Below are 17,365 nucleotides of genomic sequence, written 5' to 3'. Positions count from 1 at the left end.
GCCCTTCTCAGTGCGGTGAGTGTTCACTTACCCTAGCCGGTAAGTGAACACTCACCCCTCCTTGGAGGTCTCTCATGAAGATCACCGTCCTGGGCGCGAGCGGCCGGATCGGCGGCCTGGCGGTGCGGGAAGCGCTGGCGCGCGGATGGCACGTCACCGCCGTGGTCCGCGACCCCGCGCGGTTGACCGTCCCCGCGCATCCCCGATTGGACGTCGCGGTTCACTCCCTGACCGATGCCGGCCTGGCTCATGCGGTGACCGGCCGTGACGCGGTCGTCCTGGCCCTCGGCCCGTCGGATCTCAAGCCGACGACGGTCAACTCCGACGGCACCCGCTCCGTGGTCTCCGCGCTGCGCGGTTCCCGGACGCGGTTCGTGGTGGTGAGCGCGTCCGGCCTGCCCGCGAAGGGCGACAGCCTGTTCTCGAAGCTGGTGCTGAAGCCGTTGCTGGGTGCGGTGTTGCGCAATGGATACGCCGACCTGCAACGGATGGAGTCGATCCTGCACGCCGCTCCGGACGTGCGGTGGACGATCGTGCGCCCGACGAGGCTGACGGACAAGCCCGCTCGGGAGCACGTGCGCAGCGAGGTGGGGCGTGATGTGCGGCGGAGATTCCAGATCCCGCGCGCGAACGTGGCGCGGTTCTTGCTGGATGCGGCCGAGGACGATTCTCTGACCGGGAAGACGGTGTCGATCGCTCAGTGACGCGGGTGTCTGCGGTTGCCGACACCCGCGGGGGCCTGCGGATAGTGGCGGGTGTGGCGGGGTTGCCTGCGGATGCTGACGGGTGTGGCGGGGTTGCTCGCCCTGCTGCCCGCGATGGGGTTGTCCGCCGACTCTGCCACCTGCGGGGGTGTGCCCGCGCCCCCTGCCATCTGCGGGGGTGTGCCCCCGCCGCCCGCCGACACGGTTGCCTGCGAACCCTGCCGTCTGCGGACCTTGCCGTCTGCGGTGGGCTCACCTGTCGGACCCTGCCGTCTGCGGTGGGTTTGCCTGCGGACTCTGCCATCTGCGGGGGTGTGCCCCCGCCGCCCGCCGACACGGTTGCCTGCGGACTCTGCCGTCTGCGGTGGGCTTGCCCGCGGACCCTGCCACCTGCAGCGGGTTGCCCGCAGCCCCTGCTGCCCGCGTCTGACGGTTCTGTCGGCAGTTGCAGACATGCTGCTGGCGGAGGGTTTCCCCAAGCTGTCCCCAGGGTTGTCCACAACTCACATCCCCTGTGGACAACTCCCCTCGACGCCCCGGATCTGTCGTAGCCCCTCGTTACTGTCGGAGGCATGGCAGTTCTTCGGCTGTTCCTCCTTTTCCTGATGGCACCCGTGCTCGTCGCGCAGGCTGTTCGGGTGCGTCGGGCGACTCCGCGGCTTCCCGGAGCCACGGGTCCGATCGAGGGCACTCTCGGCACCGGGCGTCCATTGCGGCTCACCGTCATCGGCGAATCGACGGTGGACGGCGTCGGCGCGCTCACCCACGCCGACGCGCTCACCGGCCAGCTCGCGGTGGGGCTCGCCCGCGCGTATCCGGACCGGGAGGTGCGGTGGCACGCGCTGGGCATCACCGGCGCGTCGGCACGAGTGGTTCTCGACGAGCTGGTTCCGCGTGTCCGGGAGGCGGACGTCGTGGTCGTCGTCCTCGGCGTGAACGACACCCTGGAGCTGCACTCGGCAGCGCGGTACCGGCGCGATCTGCTGGCGATCATCGTCGAGGTGCGGCGAAGGGTCGGCGATGTCCCGGTCGTTCTCGCGGGCGTGCCTCCAATGGCGAGTTTCCCGTCCTTGCCCCGGCCGCTCCGCGACTTGCTGGGCGCGCGGTCGGTCGCGCTCGACCAGGCGGCGCGAGGGTTGACCCGGCTTCCCGGGGTCACGCACATCCCGCTGGCACCGGGATTGCTCCGTCCGGGAATGTTCGCTGCTGACCGTTTTCATCCTGGCCCGATCGGTTACCGCGCGTGGGCCGCCGCGCTCTCGGAGGGGTTACCGATCGTCACTGACGGTTGGCATCCGGGGGAGGTGGCGCGGCCATCCTGACCGGCAGGTTCACAAAATTCCCAAAAACTTTGGCGCTCCGTGTATCTAGGCGCACTCTGGATGCGTCCTATGGGGCGAACCAAGGAAAGGGAGGGCCACATGCCTGCGGATCAGAAGGACGAGCGGCAGCCGCGAACCACCGTTCCGCCCGTCAAGACGAGCCCCGCGCCTGGGGCGAACCGGGGAGTGCAGCCGGACGGCAACCACGAGCCGCTCGACGACACCGGTACTGCCAAGTAGCGAGACGGGCGGCGCCCGGGAGCCGAGGGGGCTGCCGGACGTCGTCAGCCGGAGGGGTTCGGGGAGGAATCCCCTCCGGCGGGGCCCGAAAGGGGAGCGGGCTCCCCTGGGGGCGGGAAGCACCGGTCGGCACGAGCGAACACTTCACGCCGGCCGGTGCGCACCCGCACGAACGCACGAGACCCGGCGACCTGCTCGGCACAAGGGGGGCGAGCAGGCCATCGGCCAGTGCGAAGCGACCGACGCACATGACGACAGGGACTGGCCACGCCGCCGGTCCGGTTCCGCTCGGCCCGGGTCTGGGGGACCCGGCCCGGCCGGACGGGTTCTGAGGGGACCCGACCGGCTGCCGAGCCCACCGGAACAGCGGCAACGGCCACACCCAGGCGGACCGGCTCGCGGGCTGGCGCGGCGGGACGGGTCTGGGGAGGACTTGTCCGGCTGGCGGGTTTCGCGGGCTGGTTCGGCAGGAATGGCGGGTTGGCCCTGCTGACCTGTCCGGCTGAACGGATCTCGCGAGGGGTTCGTGGAGCTGGCGGGTCACGCGGGCTGGTCCGGCGGAAGTGGCGGACCGGCTTGCGGGCTGGCGCGGCGGGACAGATCCGGGGAGGGATTTGTCCGGCTGGCGGGCTTCGCGGGCTGGTCCGGTGGGACTGACGGGTTGGCTTGCCAATCCTGTCCGACCGAGTGGACTTCGGGGAGGGGGTTCGCGCGGTCGGCGGGTTGTGCGGGCTGGCCCGGCTGGGGGTCGGGCTTGCGGCTCGGTCCGGTCAGGCGGTTCGGGGAGGAATCCGCTCGGCCGGACCGGGTCGGTGAGCTGACCTGATCCGATCCGGGGGAGGGGTCCGCTTGTCGGCAGGGTGGCGAGCAAGGACCGGCGAGCCGGAGGGATCCGGGGAGGGATCGGTCCGGCGGGGCTGGTGAAACAGTTTCCGGGCTGGTGCGGGCGGGCGGATTCAGGGGAGGGATTCGTCCGGCTGACCCCAGCCCGGCGGGGCGCGATGGGTCGTTGGGGGACCCGTCGGGTCCGGCGGAGCTGCCGGGACACGGCCGTGCTGGAGGGGGAGCCCAGCCGGTCGGGTCCTGGGGTCTGGCCGGTGACCTGCGCGAACCTGCCGCCGACCCGCAATCGAACGGCATGAAAACCGCCCCAACCGGCTCCGCGAAAAAACTTACCCGGAAAAGTCAGAGATCGATGTATCCCAGAGCCAGTTGTTCGCTCCTCAACCAAGAGCCCACCCACGGGGCACCCACCGTGCCCCTGGACATCATCCGCATCACCGACACCACTGAAAGAGCGCGCACTAATCACGATCGATCCGGTACCCGACCGGAGAGGCGACCCGCGACGGGTCCGGACGTGCCGACACGACCGGAGGCTTGCTCGCCCAGGTCGGCCCACCTCCGGAGTGAGGCAGCTACGGTGACCGACGTGCACACCACCGAGGTAGACCCGCCCTGGGAAGGCTTGACCGGCGCCGACTTGCACGCCGCGTGCATGGAAGCGGCGCGGGGCGGCGATCGGCGCGCCATGGCGAAACTCGTCGACGAGCTGACGCCGCTCGTGTGGCACGTCGCGCGCGCCAACGGGCTCGACCGGCAACTGGCCGAGGATGTGGTCCAGACCGTGTGGCTCGCTCTGTTCAGTCAGCTCGCGAAGCTGCGCGACCCCCGCGCGCTCGCTGCTTGGCTGATCACCACGACTCGCCGGGAGGCGACCCGTCCCTACGGCAGGCGCGCCCAGCCGGTGCCGCTGTCGGACGAGGTCGCCGCGACGCTGGAAAGCGATCATCCCGCGCCTGAGGAGGAAGCCGTCCGCGCCGACCGGGATCGCCGGGTCTGGCGCGCCTTTCTCCGGCTGCCCGCACGCTGCCAGGAGCTGCTGCGGCTGACCGTTCTCGCCGGCCGCGCCGAGTACCGGGCGGTGGCCGAGGCTATGCAGATGCCGCGCGGCAGCGTCGGGCCCACCAGGGGCCGCTGCCTCGACTCGATGCGCGATCTGCTCGCAGGAGAAGGGGGTGCCCGGTGAGCGACGACATCGGCAGGCCGGGACACGGCCACGCGGTTCCGGACGACGAGGCCATCCTGGCCGATATCGGCCGGTTCCTCGACGAACTCGACCCGCCGCCGGACGATCTGGTGCAGCGGGTCCAGTTCGCGCTCGAACTCGAGAACCTCGACGTCGAGGTCGCACGCTGGGAACGGCTCGACGAACTGGCAGGCGTGCGCAGCACGGCGACCGGCACGATCACGTTCACCGTCAGCGATCTGACCGTGATGATCAACCTGACCAAAATCGGGAAGGTGCACCGGATCGACGGCTGGCTCGCGCCCGCCGGCGAGTACGACGTGGAGGTCCGCGTCGCCGATCACGGCACGTTCGCGACGGCGACCGACGAAGGCGGCCGGTTCGTGCTCGAACGCGTCCCCTGCGGAACCACGCAGATCCTCGTGCACCTCGGCGCCGGCCCGCACCGCCGCACCGTCGTCACGCCGACCGTCGTGCTCTGAGAAACCCGGACGGGCGTTATGGACAGTGGCGGAGGTGTGCTCCCATAGAGTCCGTGTCCGCGCCCGTCCATGATCGAACGATCGCGGCGGCGTCCGATCTGTACGCGCGCGGCCGGGCCGCCGCGTCCGACCAGCGGCCCGGTATCGCGGTGCGGTTGTTCCGCAGCGCGATCACGCGGCTGGCGCGCGTTGCCGAACCGCTGCCCGAACACCGGGAACTGCAGGTCCGCGTCCTGGTGAGCCTCGGCGCGGCCGAGGCCGAGGTCGCCTCCACCGACGCCGGTCTCGTGCACCTGGAGACCGCGCGCCAGCTTCGCGACCAGCTCCCGGAGAGCAAGGTCGCCCGCGAGCTGGGCTTGCTGGTCACCGGCCAGCGCGCGGTGGTGCTGATGCGCGGCGGCCGGTCCAGCGAATCGCTTTCGGTGTACGACGCCGTCATCCCCGGAATCGAGGCCGAGTTCGACGACAGCCGCCGGACGCTGGTCGTCATGCTCCTGAACCGCGCTCTGGTGCAGATGGCGTTGAACCATCCGAACGCCGCGCAAGCCGACTTGGAGCGCGCGCTCGGCTTCGCCCGCGAGAACGGGCACACTCTGCTGGAGGGCAAGATCCGGCAAAACCTCGGCGATCACGCGCAGCTCATCGGCGACGTCCCGCAAGCCTTGTCCAGCTACGAACAAGCCGCGCGGATCCTCGTCACCGAATCGCCCGGTTCGATCCCGTTGATCCGGCTCGACCAGGCTCGCGCGCTGCTCACCGCGGGTCTCGCCGACGAGGCGGGCAGGCACCTCGACGAGGCGCTGCCGGAGTTGCACGCCAACGGATCCGGCCAGCACATCGCGGAAGCCGAGGTGGCCCGGGCCGCGGCCGCGTTGCTGGAGGGCGATTTCGCGCTGGCGCGAAAGTCCGCGTCGGACGCGCGGCGCCGATTTCTCCGCCGCGGCAATCGAACGTGGGCCGAGATCGCCGGCCTGGCACGGTTCCGGGCGGAAGCGCAGCAGGTCCTGTCGGACCGCAAAGGGCGCTCTACCTCGCGGTTGCCTGCCGAACTCGTCTCGATCGCCGAACGCTTGGCCGCACTCGGGCTGCGGGACGAGGCGGCGGTCGCGCGGCTCTTCGCGGTGCGATTGTTGATCCGCCGCAAGGAAATCTCCGAAGCCTCGCTCGTTCTCACGCACGTCCCGGCACCGCGGGCGACGTCGCCGGTCGACCACCGGATGCTGTTCCGGTTGTGCCGGGCGGAATTGGCGGTGGCCGAGGACCGACCGCGCGCGGCGCTCGCGCAGGCTCGCACCGGACTGCGCGAACTCGGCACGATCCGCGACCGGATGGGCGGGCTCGACCTGCTGTGCGGCACGGCCGTGCACGGCGAGGAACTCGGCAGGCTGGCAATGCGGCTCGTGCTGCGGCGCGCGCGGCGGAACGCGGCCGGCGCGCGCCGGATGTTCGCCTGGCTCGAACGCACCCGGGCGCAGGTTTACCGGTACGAACCGCTGCCGGTGATCGAGGATCCGGTGCTGGCCAAGCACATCAACGAAATGCGGCACGTCCAGCGCACCATTCAGCGCGCCCGGCTGGAAGGCGAGCCGGTGAAGGCGCTGGAGCAGCGGTACGCCGAACTGCAGCGCGAGGCGAGCAGGCTCGGCTGGTACACCAGCCAGTGGGGCCGTCCGCGGCCGGTCGCGACGCCGGACGAGGTCGTCGCCGCGCTCGGCGATCGCGTGCTGGTGAGTTTGGTGCCCTACAACAATCAGCTGTACTCGGTGGTCGTCGACCGCGGGACGTTCCGGCTGCTCAAACTGGGTCCGCTGGACGACATCGTGGAGACCGCGACCCAGCTGCACGCCGACCTCGACGCGCTCGCGCCGGACCATCTGCCGCCGATGCTGGCCGAGACGGTGTCCGCGTCCGCGCGGCGGCGGGCGGAGAAGCTCGACGCGCTGATTTCCGCGTCGCTGGTCAAAACGCTCGATGACCGCGAGCTGGTGATCGTTCCGATCGGCCAGCTGTACGCGATGCCATGGGGCGCGTTGCCGTCGCTGCGCGGGCACCCGGTGTCGATCGTGCCGTCGGCGACCGCGTGGATCACCGCGAAGCGTCCGGCCGAGGACGGCCCAGTGCTGCTGGCGGGTGGTCCTGGCGTGCCGGGCGCGGTCGGCGAGGTGAGCAAGCTGCGCTCGGTGTACCCGGACGCGCAGCTGGTCGAGGGCGACGCCGCGACGAGTGCGACGGTCCTGACCGCGTTGGACGGAACCCGCTTGGCGCACCTGGTCGCGCACGGCGCGCACGAGCCGGCGAACGCGCTGTTCTCCCGCGTCGAGCTGGTGGACGGCCCGCTGTTCGCGCACGAGACGACCCGGCTCGCGAACCCGCCGGAGCGCGTGGTGCTGGCCGCGTGCGAGCTGGCGATGAGCCACATCCGGCCGGGCGAGGAGGCACTGGGTTTCGCCGGAACGCTGCTGGCGAGCGGTTCGAAGACGGTCATCGGCGCGGTGGCGCGGGTCGGGGACAGGGCGGCGGCGGACACGATGGCGGACCTGCACCGGCGGCTCGCCGAGGGGACTTCACCCGCGCTGGCCCTGGCCGAAGCGGTGGCGGTGGACCCGATGCGGCGGCCGTTCGTGTGCCTCGGGGCTGGCTGAGCGCGGCAGGGGCGGCGGCAGCCTGCGTCGTGAGTGTTTAGCCCGGTTCTAACCGTGATCGCCACGCACGACGCTGGCGAAGCAGCGAGGCGGCACCTTCGCGATGCGCGGTGGCACGAGGGGCGTGGCGGGTCAGCCTAGGAAGTCGGCCAGCGGAACCGGCGTCAGGCCGTCCTTCTTGGCCTGCGCGATGAACGCTTCGTAGTCTTCCTTGAAGGTCTTGCGGAAGTGCATCAGCACGATGTCGCCGGGGCGGAGCTTGTCTCCGGACTGGAACTGGACAACGCCGTCGTTCACCGAGGCGGTCCACAGGACACTCGCGCGCATGCCGCACATCGCGGCGGCCTTCAGCGTGTTCTGGTCGTAGTTGCCGAACGGCGGGCGGAACAGGGTCGGGCGGATGCCGAGCGAGGACTGGAAGTCGTCGGCGTCGTCGCAGATTTCCTTCTTCTGGAAGTCCAGCGGTTTGCCCTTGAGGTTCGGGTGGTTCACCGTGTGGTCGCCGAGCACCGCGCCGGTCGAGTCGAGGATGGCCTTGAAGTACGCCTCGTGCCCCTTCACGTACCGGTTGTTCAGGAACAGCACCGGATGGCCGCCGGACTGCTGGATCAGGCTCTGCGCAGACGGGTCCTTCACCGCGCCGTCGTCCATGGTGATGAAGACGTACGGTTTGTCGGTCTTGATGCGGCGGATCAGCGGAACCTTGCCGTCCTCGATCGCCGGTGCCTTCTGCTGCACGGTGCCGAACGGGTACGGCCCGGGTGGCGGACCCGGTTTCTGCGCGCCCGGCGCGGGGTTCGGCTGTTCCGGGGGTTGACTCGAGTCCGGGCTGGAGCACGCCGACAGCACCAGCAAACCGGCCAGCGCCGCCGCCAGCCACCGTTTCGCCATGCCGCTTCCTTTCCCTCGGGGTCACCCGAGGGGATGACGTCTGTACTCCGGCATGAGTTGATCGCTGTGGTGCAGCGCACCCGGTCAGGCAGCGTGAGTGCCCGCTTTGGCCAGCTGTGTGGCCAAAAATCCGATCACGCTGCGCAACGCTGAGAGGGCTGCCAGACCCGTTCCGGGGATGCGTTCGGCGAACGAACCCGACCACCTGAGGTCCGTGCCGCCGGCGGCGTTCGGCGTGAACGTCACCTCCGCACGATAGTCGCGGACCGGGCTGAAACCGTCGAAGGTGTAGACGTGCCGCCGATCCGGTACGTATTCGAGAGTCCGTTCGCGGACCCGAACCGGCCACAACCCGACTTCCCGGACAGCGCCGACCCGGCCGTCGTCGCCGAGCGTCGCCCAGCGGGCCTGCCAGACGAGCGGCCGCGCCCACGTCGACCACTGAGTCCCGTCGCTTTCCAGCCGGAACAGCACCGGCGGAGCGGCGGCGCTCACCCGGTTCACCTCGAACGAGTACCTGCGACCCGGCATGAAAGCTCCCTGAAGACGTTGTTGACCGCGCGACAAATCAATCCCGGACGGCCCCGGTAGGTCAAGATGGTGCGGTGAGCCGCCCCGACTTCGCCGCGCCGCACTGGCTGACGCAGCTTCTCCGTTCCAAACCGGTTCCCATTCCGTGGAACATGGTCGCTCGCGCGGTGGTCGCGTTGGCCGCGCCGCTGGCGGTCGCGTACGCGGCGGGCGACATCGCGGTGGGCGCACTGATCTCCACCGGCGCGCTGCCGACCGTGCTGTCCGAAGCGGCCGGGGCCTACCGCTATCGCGCGCGCCGGCTGGGCGGCGCGACGTTCGCGGCCGGGCTCGGGTATCTCGTCGGGCTGCTGACCGGCGGCATGCCCGCCTGGTCGATCCCGGCGATCGTGGTCATAGCGGCGATTTCCGCGCTCATCAGTGCCGCGGGCAGCAACGCGTCGGTCGCCGGGCTGCAGATGTTCGTCTTCTGCGTGCTCGGCACCGCGCAACACGCGACCGGCGTACGCACTGAAGTGCTCTTCGGCTACTTCTGCGCGGGCGCTGGCTGGGGACTGCTGGTCGCGCTCGGCACCTGGACGCTCCGCGCGACGAGCCCCGAACGCACCGCCGTCGCACAGGTCTACATCGAACTCGCGGCGATGCTGTCAGCCGAGGACGAACCGACTTCGCGGGTCGCGCGCCACCAGCTGACCACCGCGATGAGCACGGCGTATGACCGGTTGCTGGTCGCGCGCTCGTGGCTGTCCGGCCGAGACGCGGCGTATCGCCGGCTGCTGAACCGGTTGTCCGCGACGACGCCAGCGGTCGAAGCGTCGGTGGCGATGGTCAACGCCGGGCAGCGCGCGCCAGACGAGGTGATCGACTACCTGACCCGCGTGGCCGCGTCAGTGCTGGCGAGCCAGCCGCTGCCGCCCGCGCCCGAGCTGTCGGACGAGAACGCCGACGCGGTGGTCAGCGCGCTTTACGCCGGGCTGGCGCGGATCGGGAAGCTCGACGACCGCAAGCGCCGCAAGAAGGTCTCGCTGCTGCGTCGTGTGCGCGAGTGGGCGAGCGGTCTCTCCGGGCCGTTGACGTGGCTGGCGACGCTGCGGCTCACGGTGTGCGTCGCGGTGGCCGAAGTGGTGGCGCTGATGGTGCCGTTCGAGCGGTCGTACTGGATCACGCTCACTGTCGGCGTGGTGCTGAAACCGGACTTCGGCTCGGTATTCGGCCGCGCGGTGCTGCGCGGGATGGGGACGGTCGCGGGCGTCGGGATCGGCGCGGTGGTGCTCGCGTTCGGCGCGCGCGGCTGGGTGCTGGTGGTGCTGATCGCGGTGTTCGCCGGTGGGGCCGCAGTCGGGAAGGTGCGCAACTACGGGATGCTCGGCACGTTCGTGACGCCGCTGATCATCCTGCAGATGGACCTCGCCAACACCGGCAGCTGGACCGTCGTGCTGGCGCGGCTGGTCGACACCGTGATCGGCTGTGTGATCGTGCTCGTCGTCGGCTATCTGCTGTGGCCGGGTTCGCGGCGGCCGACCGTCGGCGGACGGCTGGCGGACAGTTTTGACACGGTCGCCGAGTACGTCCGCACCGCGATGGTGCTGAACTCGACCAGCGAATCGCGGCTCGCCCGGTCGCGGGCCCGGCGCGGGGCGTACCGCGCGCTCGCGGACCTGCGGACGGCGTTTCAGCAGGTGATCGTGGAGCCGTCGCCCGCGGGCAGGCAGGCGGTGGCGTGGTGGCCGGTGATCGCGGGGCTGGAGCGGGTGACCGACGCGGTGACCGAGGTCGGCGTGACCATCGGCGAGGGTGCGCCCGCTCCGTCGCCCGCGGACATCGAGCTGCTCACGGACGCGTTGGCGGAGCTGGCTTCCGCGATCCGTGAGCAGCGGGACCCGGATTCAGTGCCGATGCCGGACAACCCTCGGCTCGCCGGGGTGGTGGACCAGCTCGGCTCGACGTTCGACGCGGTACGCGGACCGGACCTGGTGGAACGATCGCCGCTGCGGCTGGTGCGCCGGTTCCTGCCGTACCACCGGCGCACCTGAGCCGCGCGCTTATGCCGAGAGCGCACCCAATGCCGCATCGGGTGCCTGGGATGCACCGAATGTGGCGTTGGGTGCGCCGGATGCATCCAATGTGGCATTGGGGTGCAGCGGATGCGCCGAACGTGGCGCCGGATGCAGCGGATGCGCCGAACGCGGTGCTGGGCGGAGCGGATGCGCCGAACGCGGTGCCGGGTGCAGCGGATGCGCCGAATGCCGCATCAGGTGCTCCGCTCTTGCCCCCACCGCCTCCCCAAGCGGAGGCGCTGCACCGCACGGCTAATTCGTGCAGCCAATGCCGCAGTGGGGCGCGACCCAGGCCCAACCTGGAGGCGGAGGGATTACTGCTGTCCGCCGGGCTGGCCGCCCTCGGGCTTCGGGCCGTCCTCCGGCTTCTCGCCGCCTTCTTCGTTCTTGCCGGTGACCTTGCCGAGCAGGTCCTTGGCCTTGCCGACGCCGCCGTCGATCTGCGAGTCGTGGCCGCTGACCTTGGACTTCGCGAATTCGGCCGCCTTTTCGAGACCCTGCTCCAGCTTGCCGCTGTTCTCGCGCAGCGCCTCGGTCGCCTTGTTCTTGAGCTCGTCGAAGTTGATGCCCATCGAATGCCTCCCCGGGGTTGGGATTGAGAGGATTCAATCGTCACACACCAGGCGTTCCAGGCAAGTCAAGACACTTCGCCGAGTGCGACGGCTCCGTCCAGTCCGGTGATCCGGCCGCCGCGTTCGCCGAGTGCGACGAGCCCCTCGCGAGCGTCGGCGGCGGTGAGGTCGACGCGGACGCCGGACAGCGCCGCGTCGCGGGCCGCTTCCAACGCCAACGCACCCTCGTGACCTGCGTTGATGGTCGCGGCGAGGCCGCCGGTGGAGGCGAGTGAACCGCGGGCCGCGCCGAGGCGGCCGAGGGCGTCGTCGACGATCGGGAGCAGGGCGTCGCGGTTGCCTTCGGTCATCGCGCGCACCAGGTCCGGCGACGATCCGGCGACGCGGGTGCCGTCGCGGAACGAACCGGCGGCCAGCGACATCGCGAGCGGGCCGCCCTGTGCGCCGACCGAGGCGAGGATCGCGGCGAACAGATGCGGCAGGTGCGAGATCCGGGCGACCGTCTCGTCGTGCGAATCGGCGGGCAGTGGCACGGCGTGCGCGCCGACGTCCAGTACGAGCCGGGTGACCTCGGCCCACGCCGTGAGGTCGGTTTCCTCTTCGACACCGACGACCCAGGCCGCGTCGCGGAAGAGCATGGTGTCGCCGGCGAGCCAGCCGGAGTGCGAGGTGCCCGCCATCGGGTGTCCGCCGACATAGCGTGTGTATGGCGCGCGCCTGCGGACCGCGTCGAGCATCGGGCCCTTCACGCTGACCACGTCGGTGAGGATGCAGTGCGACGCGTGTTGCGCGACCAGTCGCAGCAGGTTCTCCACCGCGGGCAGCGGCACGGCGATGACCACGATCGCGTCCGCGGCCGCCGCGCGGTGCAGGGCGGCTTCGGCGTCGGTGGTGACGTCGTAGCCGCCGCGGCTCGCCGCGTCAGCGTCCACTTCGGACACGGTGGTTCCCCACACGGTCCTGCCGCTCGCCGCGGCGGCTCGCAGCAGGGAACCGCCGATGAGCCCGAGCCCGATTACGCATACGTCTCGCACGGGGCCATCCTGCCAGTGCGCGCAAGCGGCTACAGGACGGCGGCCAGCCGGGTGCCCTGGTCGATCGCCCGTTTGGCGTCCAGTTCCCGTGCTTGGTCAGCCCCGCCGACGAGGTGCACCGGCACGTCGCCGAGCGCGCCGGCGAGCTCGCGCACGGATTCCTGGCCAGCGCAGACGACCACGGTGTCGACTTCCAGCAGCCGCGGTTTCCCGTCGACCGTGACGTGCAGACCGGCGTCGTCGATCCGGTCGTAGGAAACTCCGCTGATCTTTTCCACGTCCTTGGCGCGCAGGGCCGCGCGGTGCACCCAGCCGGACGTCTTGCCGAGCCCGGCCCCGATCGGCGACTTCTTGCGCTGCAGCAGGTAGACCTGCCGCGGCGACGGTTCCGGCTTCGGCTTGGCGAGTCCGCCGGGCGCGAGCGCGGGGTCGGTGACGCCCCATTCGGCCATCCAGGCGTCGCGATCCAACGCGGGCGACGAACTGTGCGCGAGGAATTCGCTGACGTCGACGCCGATGCCGCCCGCGCCGATCACCGCGACCCGCTCGCCGACGGGTTTGCCGTGCCGCACGACATCGACGTACGAGAGCACCTTCGGATGGTCGATCCCGGGCAGCGCCGGGACTCGCGGTGTGACGCCGGTGGCCAGCACGACCTCGTCGAAACCGGTCAGGTCCGTGGCGGTCGCCCGGGTGCCGAGGCGCACCTTCACGCCGGTGACCTCCAGCCGCCGCAGGTAGTACCGGATGGTCTCGGCGAATTCCTCTTTGCCCGGAATCCGTTGTGCGATGCCGAACTGGCCGCCGATTTCGTCGTCGGCCTCGAACAGCTCGACGTCGTGGCCGCGTTCGCCGAGCGCGGTCGCGGTGGCGAGCCCGGCCGGTCCGGCTCCGACGACGGCGATCCGCTTGGCGCGCCGGGCCGGGAGCAGGTTCAGGGTCGTCTCGTGCCCGGCGCGGGGATTCACCATGCAGGACACCGGTTTCCGGCTGAACGCGTGATCGAGGCAGGCCTGGTTGCACGCGATGCAGGTGTTGATCTCGTCCGCGCGGCCGGTTTCGGCCTTGTGGATCCAGTCCGGGTCGGCGAGCAGCGGCCGGGCCATCGAGACCAGGTCCGCGTCGCCGTCGGCGAGCGCTTGTTCCGCGACGTGCGGCAGGTTGATCCGGTTGGAGGTCACCACCGGCACGGAAACGTGCGGCTTCAGCTTGCCGGTGACCCAGGTGAACGCGCCGCGCGGCACGGACGTGACGATCGTCGGCACGCGGGCTTCGTGCCATCCGATGCCGGTGTTGATGATCGTGGCTCCGGCCGCTTCGACCTCGCGGGCAAGCGCGACGACGTCGTCCCAGCTCTGTCCGCCTTCGACGAGGTCGAGCATGGACAGCCGGTAGACGATGATGAAGTCCGGCCCGACCTTTTCCCTGGTACGGCGGACGATCTCGACCGCGAACCGGCGACGCTTCGCCGCGGTGCCGCCCCAGGCGTCGGTGCGCCGGTTGGTGCGTTCGGCGAGGAACTGGTTGATCAGATAGCCCTCGGACCCCATGATCTCGACGCCGTCGTACCCGGCGTCACGGCCCAGCGCGGCGCAGTCGGCGAACGCGCGAATGGTGCGGTGCACGCCGTACGCGGTGAGCGCGCGCGGGCGGAACGGGTTGATCGGCGCCTTGCGGCTCGACGCGGAAACGCTCAGCGGGTGGTAGGCATAACGGCCGGCGTGCAGGATCTGCAGCGCGATCTTGCCGCCCTCCGCGTGCACCGCGCTGGTGAGCAGCTGGTGCTGTTTCGCTTCGGCGGACGTGGACAGCTTCGAGGCCAACGGCAACAGCCACCCGGTGCGGTTCGGCGCGAACCCGCCGGTGACGATCAGGCCGACGCCGCCGCGCGCGCGTTCGGCGTAGTACTCGGCCAACTGCGGGAAGCGGGACGCGCGGTCCTCCAGACCGGTGTGCATCGAGCCCATCAGGACGCGGTTGCGCAGCTTCGTGAAGCCGAGATCGAGCGGGGACAGCAGGTTCGGGTACTCGGTCATGTCAGTCCTTCTCGTCGGCCCGCAACGCGGTCAGGATTTCTTCCAGCCACTCGACCTGGCCTTCTTCGACCCGGATTCCGCCGCGCAGCACGAGGTATTGGTGCAGCGGACGGCCGCGGAGCCGGTCCGGGGCGGGGAAGTCGCGCTTCTCGATCTGCCGGTACAGGTCGAGCCGTTCAGCGTGCGCGTCGCGATGCCGGGCGATCTCTTCGGCGACCGCGTTCGCGTCGCCGAACGACGCTCCGCGCAGCTTCACCGCCACCTCCTGCGGACCGGCTTGCGGCGACGGTTCGGCGAGCCAGCGACGCAGTTCGACCCGGCCCGGTCCGGCGACGGTGTAGACCTTCTTGTCCGGCCGACCGTCCTGCGGGACCACATCGACGGCGACCTGGCCTGCTTCCTCCATCCGCTTCAGCACGCGGTAAATCTGCTGGTGGGAGGCACTCCAGAACAGCCCGATGGACTTCTCGAACCGGCGGGCCAGCTCGTAGCCCGAGCCGGAGCGTTCCGACAGCGAGACGAGGATCGCGTGCTCCAGTGCCATGCCGGACAGTGTCATATGCAACTAGGTGCAGTGCAACTGAGTGCAATCCAGGTCACCCCGCGGAGGGGGCAAATCGGGTCGATCGGAGCCGGAAACGGGATCAAGATGGAGGAGTGCACCCGGTCCTAGAACTGCTCACCACCCGAATCGCCGAAGGCAGCGTGCCAGGGCGGCGAACAGACGACCGCCGGCTGGCGCTCGCGGTCGAAGGTGGCAGCAGTCGCGGCACGTACTCCAGCGGGATGGTGCTCGCGCTCGACGAACTTGGGGCCACCAGCGCGTTCGACGACGTCTACGGTGCCTCCGCCGGTGCGCTCAACGCGGCGTGGCTGTTGTGCGGGCGCTCGCGGACCGGCGTGCGGACCTGGTGGAATCCGACCGTCATGCGGCGGATCATCAACCCGCTGCACACCCTGCGCGGCCGGGCGGTGATCGATCTCGAGTATCTCGTGCACCAGGTGTACTCGGTGCTCGAACCGATGGATTTCCCGGCGATACTGGCGAATCCGGTCGGCTTCCACCCGCTCGCCACCGACGCCGACACCGGCGAGTCCACCGATCTGCATCCGTTCATCGAGGACGTCGACGGGATCAAAACGGCGCTCGCGGCGTCGTCGTGCATGCCCGTGCTGGCCGGGCCGCCGATCGCGATGGGCGGGCGGCGGTTCGTGGACGCGGGGATCGCCGAGCCGCTGCCGTTTCGTACTGCGTTGGCCCAGGGTGCGACGGACGTGCTGGTGTTGCGGACCCGGCGCGAGGACGAGCATCCGGTGCCGCCGCCGCGTGTGCAGGACGTCGTTGTGCCGCGGTTTCTGCGCCGGCACGCGCCGGGCACCATCGACGCTTGGCGGACGCAGTATCACCGGGATCTGGAGGATGAGCGCCAGTTGCGGGAAGATCCGCGGTTGGCGAGTGTGCGCCCGCCCGCTGGCGCTCCGGATGTTGTTGTGCTGGAACGGGATCCGGTCGTGCTACGACGTGCGGTGGAGTTGGGGCGGGGAGCGGTTTATGCGGCGTTGGAGGGCCTGCGCAGGGCGTCGTGACTACGAGAACGTACTGTTATTCGTTGGGCGAAAAGCGAAACCGCGAGGTAGAGCAGGATTGACGCCCCGCCACAGGGTTCCGCCGGTGCACCAGATGCGCATGGTGTACCCGCGGGCCACGCCGAAGCCGTCAGCTACCGCGAAACTGGCGATGAGCAACAGGATCGCCGCCGAAGTCGGAGTGGTCTTCGCGATCGCCGCGCCGAGTGCGGCGGCACCCAGTGCGCTGATGACGAGCAGGATCACTGGCGGCCGGTCGGCGCGACGGGCTTGCAGTTGTCGCCACATCAGCCAGGTCAGGACGACCAGGCCGATCAGGATGTTGTCGAAGGTGTTCGGCACGGGGGCCACCGTGCCGGGCACGCGCCGGGTGGGAAAACCCTGTCAGGCCTGCGGTTTGCGGGCCACGCCGCCGATCACTCGCGATTCCGACGGCACCTTCGCGAACACAGTGTCGGCGTCCGGATGCCACGCCGGCGCGTACACCAGGCCCGGTTCGAGCAGCGGCCAGCCGCCGAAGAACCGTTCGAACTCCGCCTTCGTGCGCAGGATGCCCGGGTTCGTGGTCGACTCGTAGTAGTTGATGATGTCGACCAGTGCCTGGCGTTCGTTGTCGTCCACCGGGTTTTCGTTGGTCATCTGGGAGAGGATGAGCAACGAGCCCGGCGCGAGCTGTTTGCGGTAGAACTCGAGGATGCCGTCCGGGTCCTGCTCGTCCTTGATGAAGTGCAGCACCGCGTTGACGATCAGCGCGACCGGCTGCCTGGCGTCGATCACGTGCGAATCGGCGACCCGGTCCCACAATTCGGCGGGCTGCAGGAGATCGGCGGCCATCGCCTGGTGCCGGTCCTCGTCCGCGGTGTCGGCGAGCAGCACCTGCGAATGCGCGAGCGCCACCGGCTCGTTGTCCAGGTACAGCACGGAGGTGTCGTGCTCCGGGCGTTCGTCGTCGGCCACCTCGTGCACATTGCCCGCGGTGGGCAGGCCGGAACCGATGTCGACGAACTGCCGGATGCCCTCGCGCACGCTCTGGCGCACCGCGCGGCCGAGGAACTGCCTGCTGGTTCGGCAGTACTCGCCCATCAGCGGCAGCCGTTCGCGCACCTTCTCGGCGAAGATCCGGTCGATCGCGTAGTTGGTGGTGCCGCCGATGAAGTAGTCGTAGACGCGGGCCGCCGACGGCCGGTCCAGACTGGCTTCCACCGCGCGCAGTGCTTCGTCCTGTGTGCTCATCGCCG

The 17,365-nt window shown here is 70.2% G+C and carries 16 protein-coding genes; 8 read left to right on the top strand and 8 right to left on the bottom strand.

Features of this window, described 5'->3' with window-relative positions:
• The first annotated feature begins 74 nt into the window (after window positions 1-74).
• From BM362_RS02840 to BM362_RS02825, 6 genes are all read left to right on the top strand, one after another.
• Window positions 75-704, top strand: coding sequence for an NAD(P)-dependent oxidoreductase (locus tag BM362_RS02840; protein ID WP_093572120.1), 630 nt, complete (start codon window positions 75-77; stop codon window positions 702-704).
• 572 nt (window positions 705-1,276) lie between these two features.
• Window positions 1,277-2,026, top strand: a complete 750-nt coding sequence (locus BM362_RS02835) for an SGNH/GDSL hydrolase family protein (RefSeq protein WP_093572119.1) — start codon at window positions 1,277-1,279, stop codon at window positions 2,024-2,026.
• A gap of 99 nt (window positions 2,027-2,125) precedes the next feature.
• Window positions 2,126-2,266 carry a hypothetical protein gene (locus tag BM362_RS47245; RefSeq protein WP_157904962.1) on the top strand — a complete coding sequence of 47 codons (141 nt, stop codon included), beginning with the start codon at window positions 2,126-2,128 and terminating at the stop codon, window positions 2,264-2,266.
• Between the two features lie 1,423 nt (window positions 2,267-3,689).
• On the top strand, window positions 3,690-4,295 hold the full coding sequence (locus BM362_RS02830; RefSeq protein ID WP_067583896.1) for an RNA polymerase sigma factor: 606 nt from the start codon (window positions 3,690-3,692) through the stop codon (window positions 4,293-4,295).
• Window positions 4,292-4,777: a hypothetical protein gene (locus BM362_RS47240; RefSeq protein ID WP_067583898.1), complete on the top strand. Its 486-nt coding sequence runs from the start codon at window positions 4,292-4,294 to the stop codon at window positions 4,775-4,777. The genes BM362_RS02830 and BM362_RS47240 overlap by 4 nt, the downstream gene beginning before the upstream one ends.
• Before the next feature lie 53 nt (window positions 4,778-4,830).
• Entirely contained in the window at window positions 4,831-7,419 is a 2,589-nt protein-coding gene (locus tag BM362_RS02825; protein ID WP_167545190.1) for a CHAT domain-containing protein, read from the top strand.
• A gap of 132 nt (window positions 7,420-7,551) precedes the next feature.
• Here the strand turns inward: BM362_RS02825 and BM362_RS02820 are convergent, their stop codons facing one another.
• Together BM362_RS02820 and BM362_RS02815 are read right to left on the bottom strand one after the other, a co-directional pair.
• The gene (locus BM362_RS02820) at window positions 7,552-8,310 is read right to left on the bottom strand and encodes a polysaccharide deacetylase family protein (protein ID WP_067583904.1); all 759 of its coding nucleotides are present in this window, start codon (window positions 8,308-8,310) and stop codon (window positions 7,552-7,554) included.
• Between the two features lie 84 nt (window positions 8,311-8,394).
• The gene (locus BM362_RS02815; protein ID WP_067583907.1) at window positions 8,395-8,841 is read right to left on the bottom strand and encodes an SRPBCC family protein; all 447 of its coding nucleotides are present in this window, start codon (window positions 8,839-8,841) and stop codon (window positions 8,395-8,397) included.
• 74 nt (window positions 8,842-8,915) lie between these two features.
• On the opposite strand from BM362_RS02815, the gene BM362_RS02810 reads away from it, so the two are divergent.
• Entirely contained in the window at window positions 8,916-10,874 is a 1,959-nt protein-coding gene (locus BM362_RS02810; protein WP_093572117.1) for an FUSC family protein, read from the top strand.
• Window positions 10,875-11,212: 338 nt separating this feature from the next.
• Here the strand turns inward: BM362_RS02810 and BM362_RS02805 are convergent, their stop codons facing one another.
• The 4 genes from BM362_RS02805 to BM362_RS02790 all read right to left on the bottom strand — a co-directional run bounded on the left by BM362_RS02805 (window position 11,213) and on the right by BM362_RS02790 (window position 15,084).
• The gene (locus BM362_RS02805) at window positions 11,213-11,470 is read right to left on the bottom strand and encodes an antitoxin (protein WP_067583912.1); all 258 of its coding nucleotides are present in this window, start codon (window positions 11,468-11,470) and stop codon (window positions 11,213-11,215) included.
• A gap of 65 nt (window positions 11,471-11,535) precedes the next feature.
• Window positions 11,536-12,504, bottom strand: coding sequence for a prephenate dehydrogenase (locus BM362_RS02800; RefSeq protein ID WP_093572116.1), 969 nt, complete (start codon window positions 12,502-12,504; stop codon window positions 11,536-11,538).
• A gap of 29 nt (window positions 12,505-12,533) precedes the next feature.
• Window positions 12,534-14,540 (bottom strand): NADPH-dependent 2,4-dienoyl-CoA reductase, encoded by a 2,007-nt coding sequence (locus BM362_RS02795; RefSeq protein ID WP_093572115.1) that lies wholly within the window; start codon window positions 14,538-14,540, stop codon window positions 12,534-12,536.
• Window position 14,541: 1 nt separating this feature from the next.
• Entirely contained in the window at window positions 14,542-15,084 is a 543-nt protein-coding gene (locus BM362_RS02790; RefSeq protein ID WP_093572712.1) for a PadR family transcriptional regulator, read from the bottom strand.
• 113 nt (window positions 15,085-15,197) lie between these two features.
• Between BM362_RS02790 and BM362_RS02785 the strand changes: the two genes are divergently transcribed.
• Entirely contained in the window at window positions 15,198-16,127 is a 930-nt protein-coding gene (locus tag BM362_RS02785) for a patatin-like phospholipase family protein (protein ID WP_093572114.1), read from the top strand.
• On the opposite strand, the gene BM362_RS02780 is transcribed toward BM362_RS02785, so the two are convergent.
• Window positions 16,128-16,469: a hypothetical protein gene (locus BM362_RS02780; protein ID WP_093572113.1), complete on the bottom strand. Its 342-nt coding sequence runs from the start codon at window positions 16,467-16,469 to the stop codon at window positions 16,128-16,130.
• A 42-nt stretch (window positions 16,470-16,511) separates the two neighbouring features.
• The gene (locus BM362_RS02775) at window positions 16,512-17,360 is read right to left on the bottom strand and encodes an SAM-dependent methyltransferase (protein ID WP_067583924.1); all 849 of its coding nucleotides are present in this window, start codon (window positions 17,358-17,360) and stop codon (window positions 16,512-16,514) included.
• Window positions 17,361-17,365: the final 5 nt, after the last annotated feature.

This window comes from Amycolatopsis rubida, from assembly GCF_900115345.1.
GTDB lineage: Bacteria > Actinomycetota > Actinomycetes > Mycobacteriales > Pseudonocardiaceae > Amycolatopsis > Amycolatopsis rubida.
This window is presented reverse-complemented; position numbering and strand designations above follow the sequence as displayed.

Bases quoted from the DNA above. Each gene is read 5' to 3' on its own strand.
- BM362_RS02815 (WP_067583907.1), bottom strand. From the start codon at position 8,841: ATGCCGGGTCGCAGGTACTCGTTCGAGGTGAACCGGGTGAGCGCCGCC.
- BM362_RS02790 (WP_093572712.1), bottom strand. From the start codon at position 15,084: ATGGCACTGGAGCACGCGATCCTCGTCTCGCTGTCGGAACGCTCCGGC.
- BM362_RS02805 (WP_067583912.1), bottom strand. From the start codon at position 11,470: ATGGGCATCAACTTCGACGAGCTCAAGAACAAGGCGACCGAGGCGCTG.
- BM362_RS02775 (WP_067583924.1), bottom strand. From the start codon at position 17,360: ATGAGCACACAGGACGAAGCACTGCGCGCGGTGGAAGCCAGTCTGGAC.
- BM362_RS02835 (WP_093572119.1), top strand. From the start codon at position 1,277: ATGGCAGTTCTTCGGCTGTTCCTCCTTTTCCTGATGGCACCCGTGCTC.
- BM362_RS02840 (WP_093572120.1), top strand. From the start codon at position 75: ATGAAGATCACCGTCCTGGGCGCGAGCGGCCGGATCGGCGGCCTGGCG.
- BM362_RS47245 (WP_157904962.1), top strand. From the start codon at position 2,126: ATGCCTGCGGATCAGAAGGACGAGCGGCAGCCGCGAACCACCGTTCCG.
- BM362_RS02820 (WP_067583904.1), bottom strand. From the start codon at position 8,310: ATGGCGAAACGGTGGCTGGCGGCGGCGCTGGCCGGTTTGCTGGTGCTG.
- BM362_RS02795 (WP_093572115.1), bottom strand. From the start codon at position 14,540: ATGACCGAGTACCCGAACCTGCTGTCCCCGCTCGATCTCGGCTTCACG.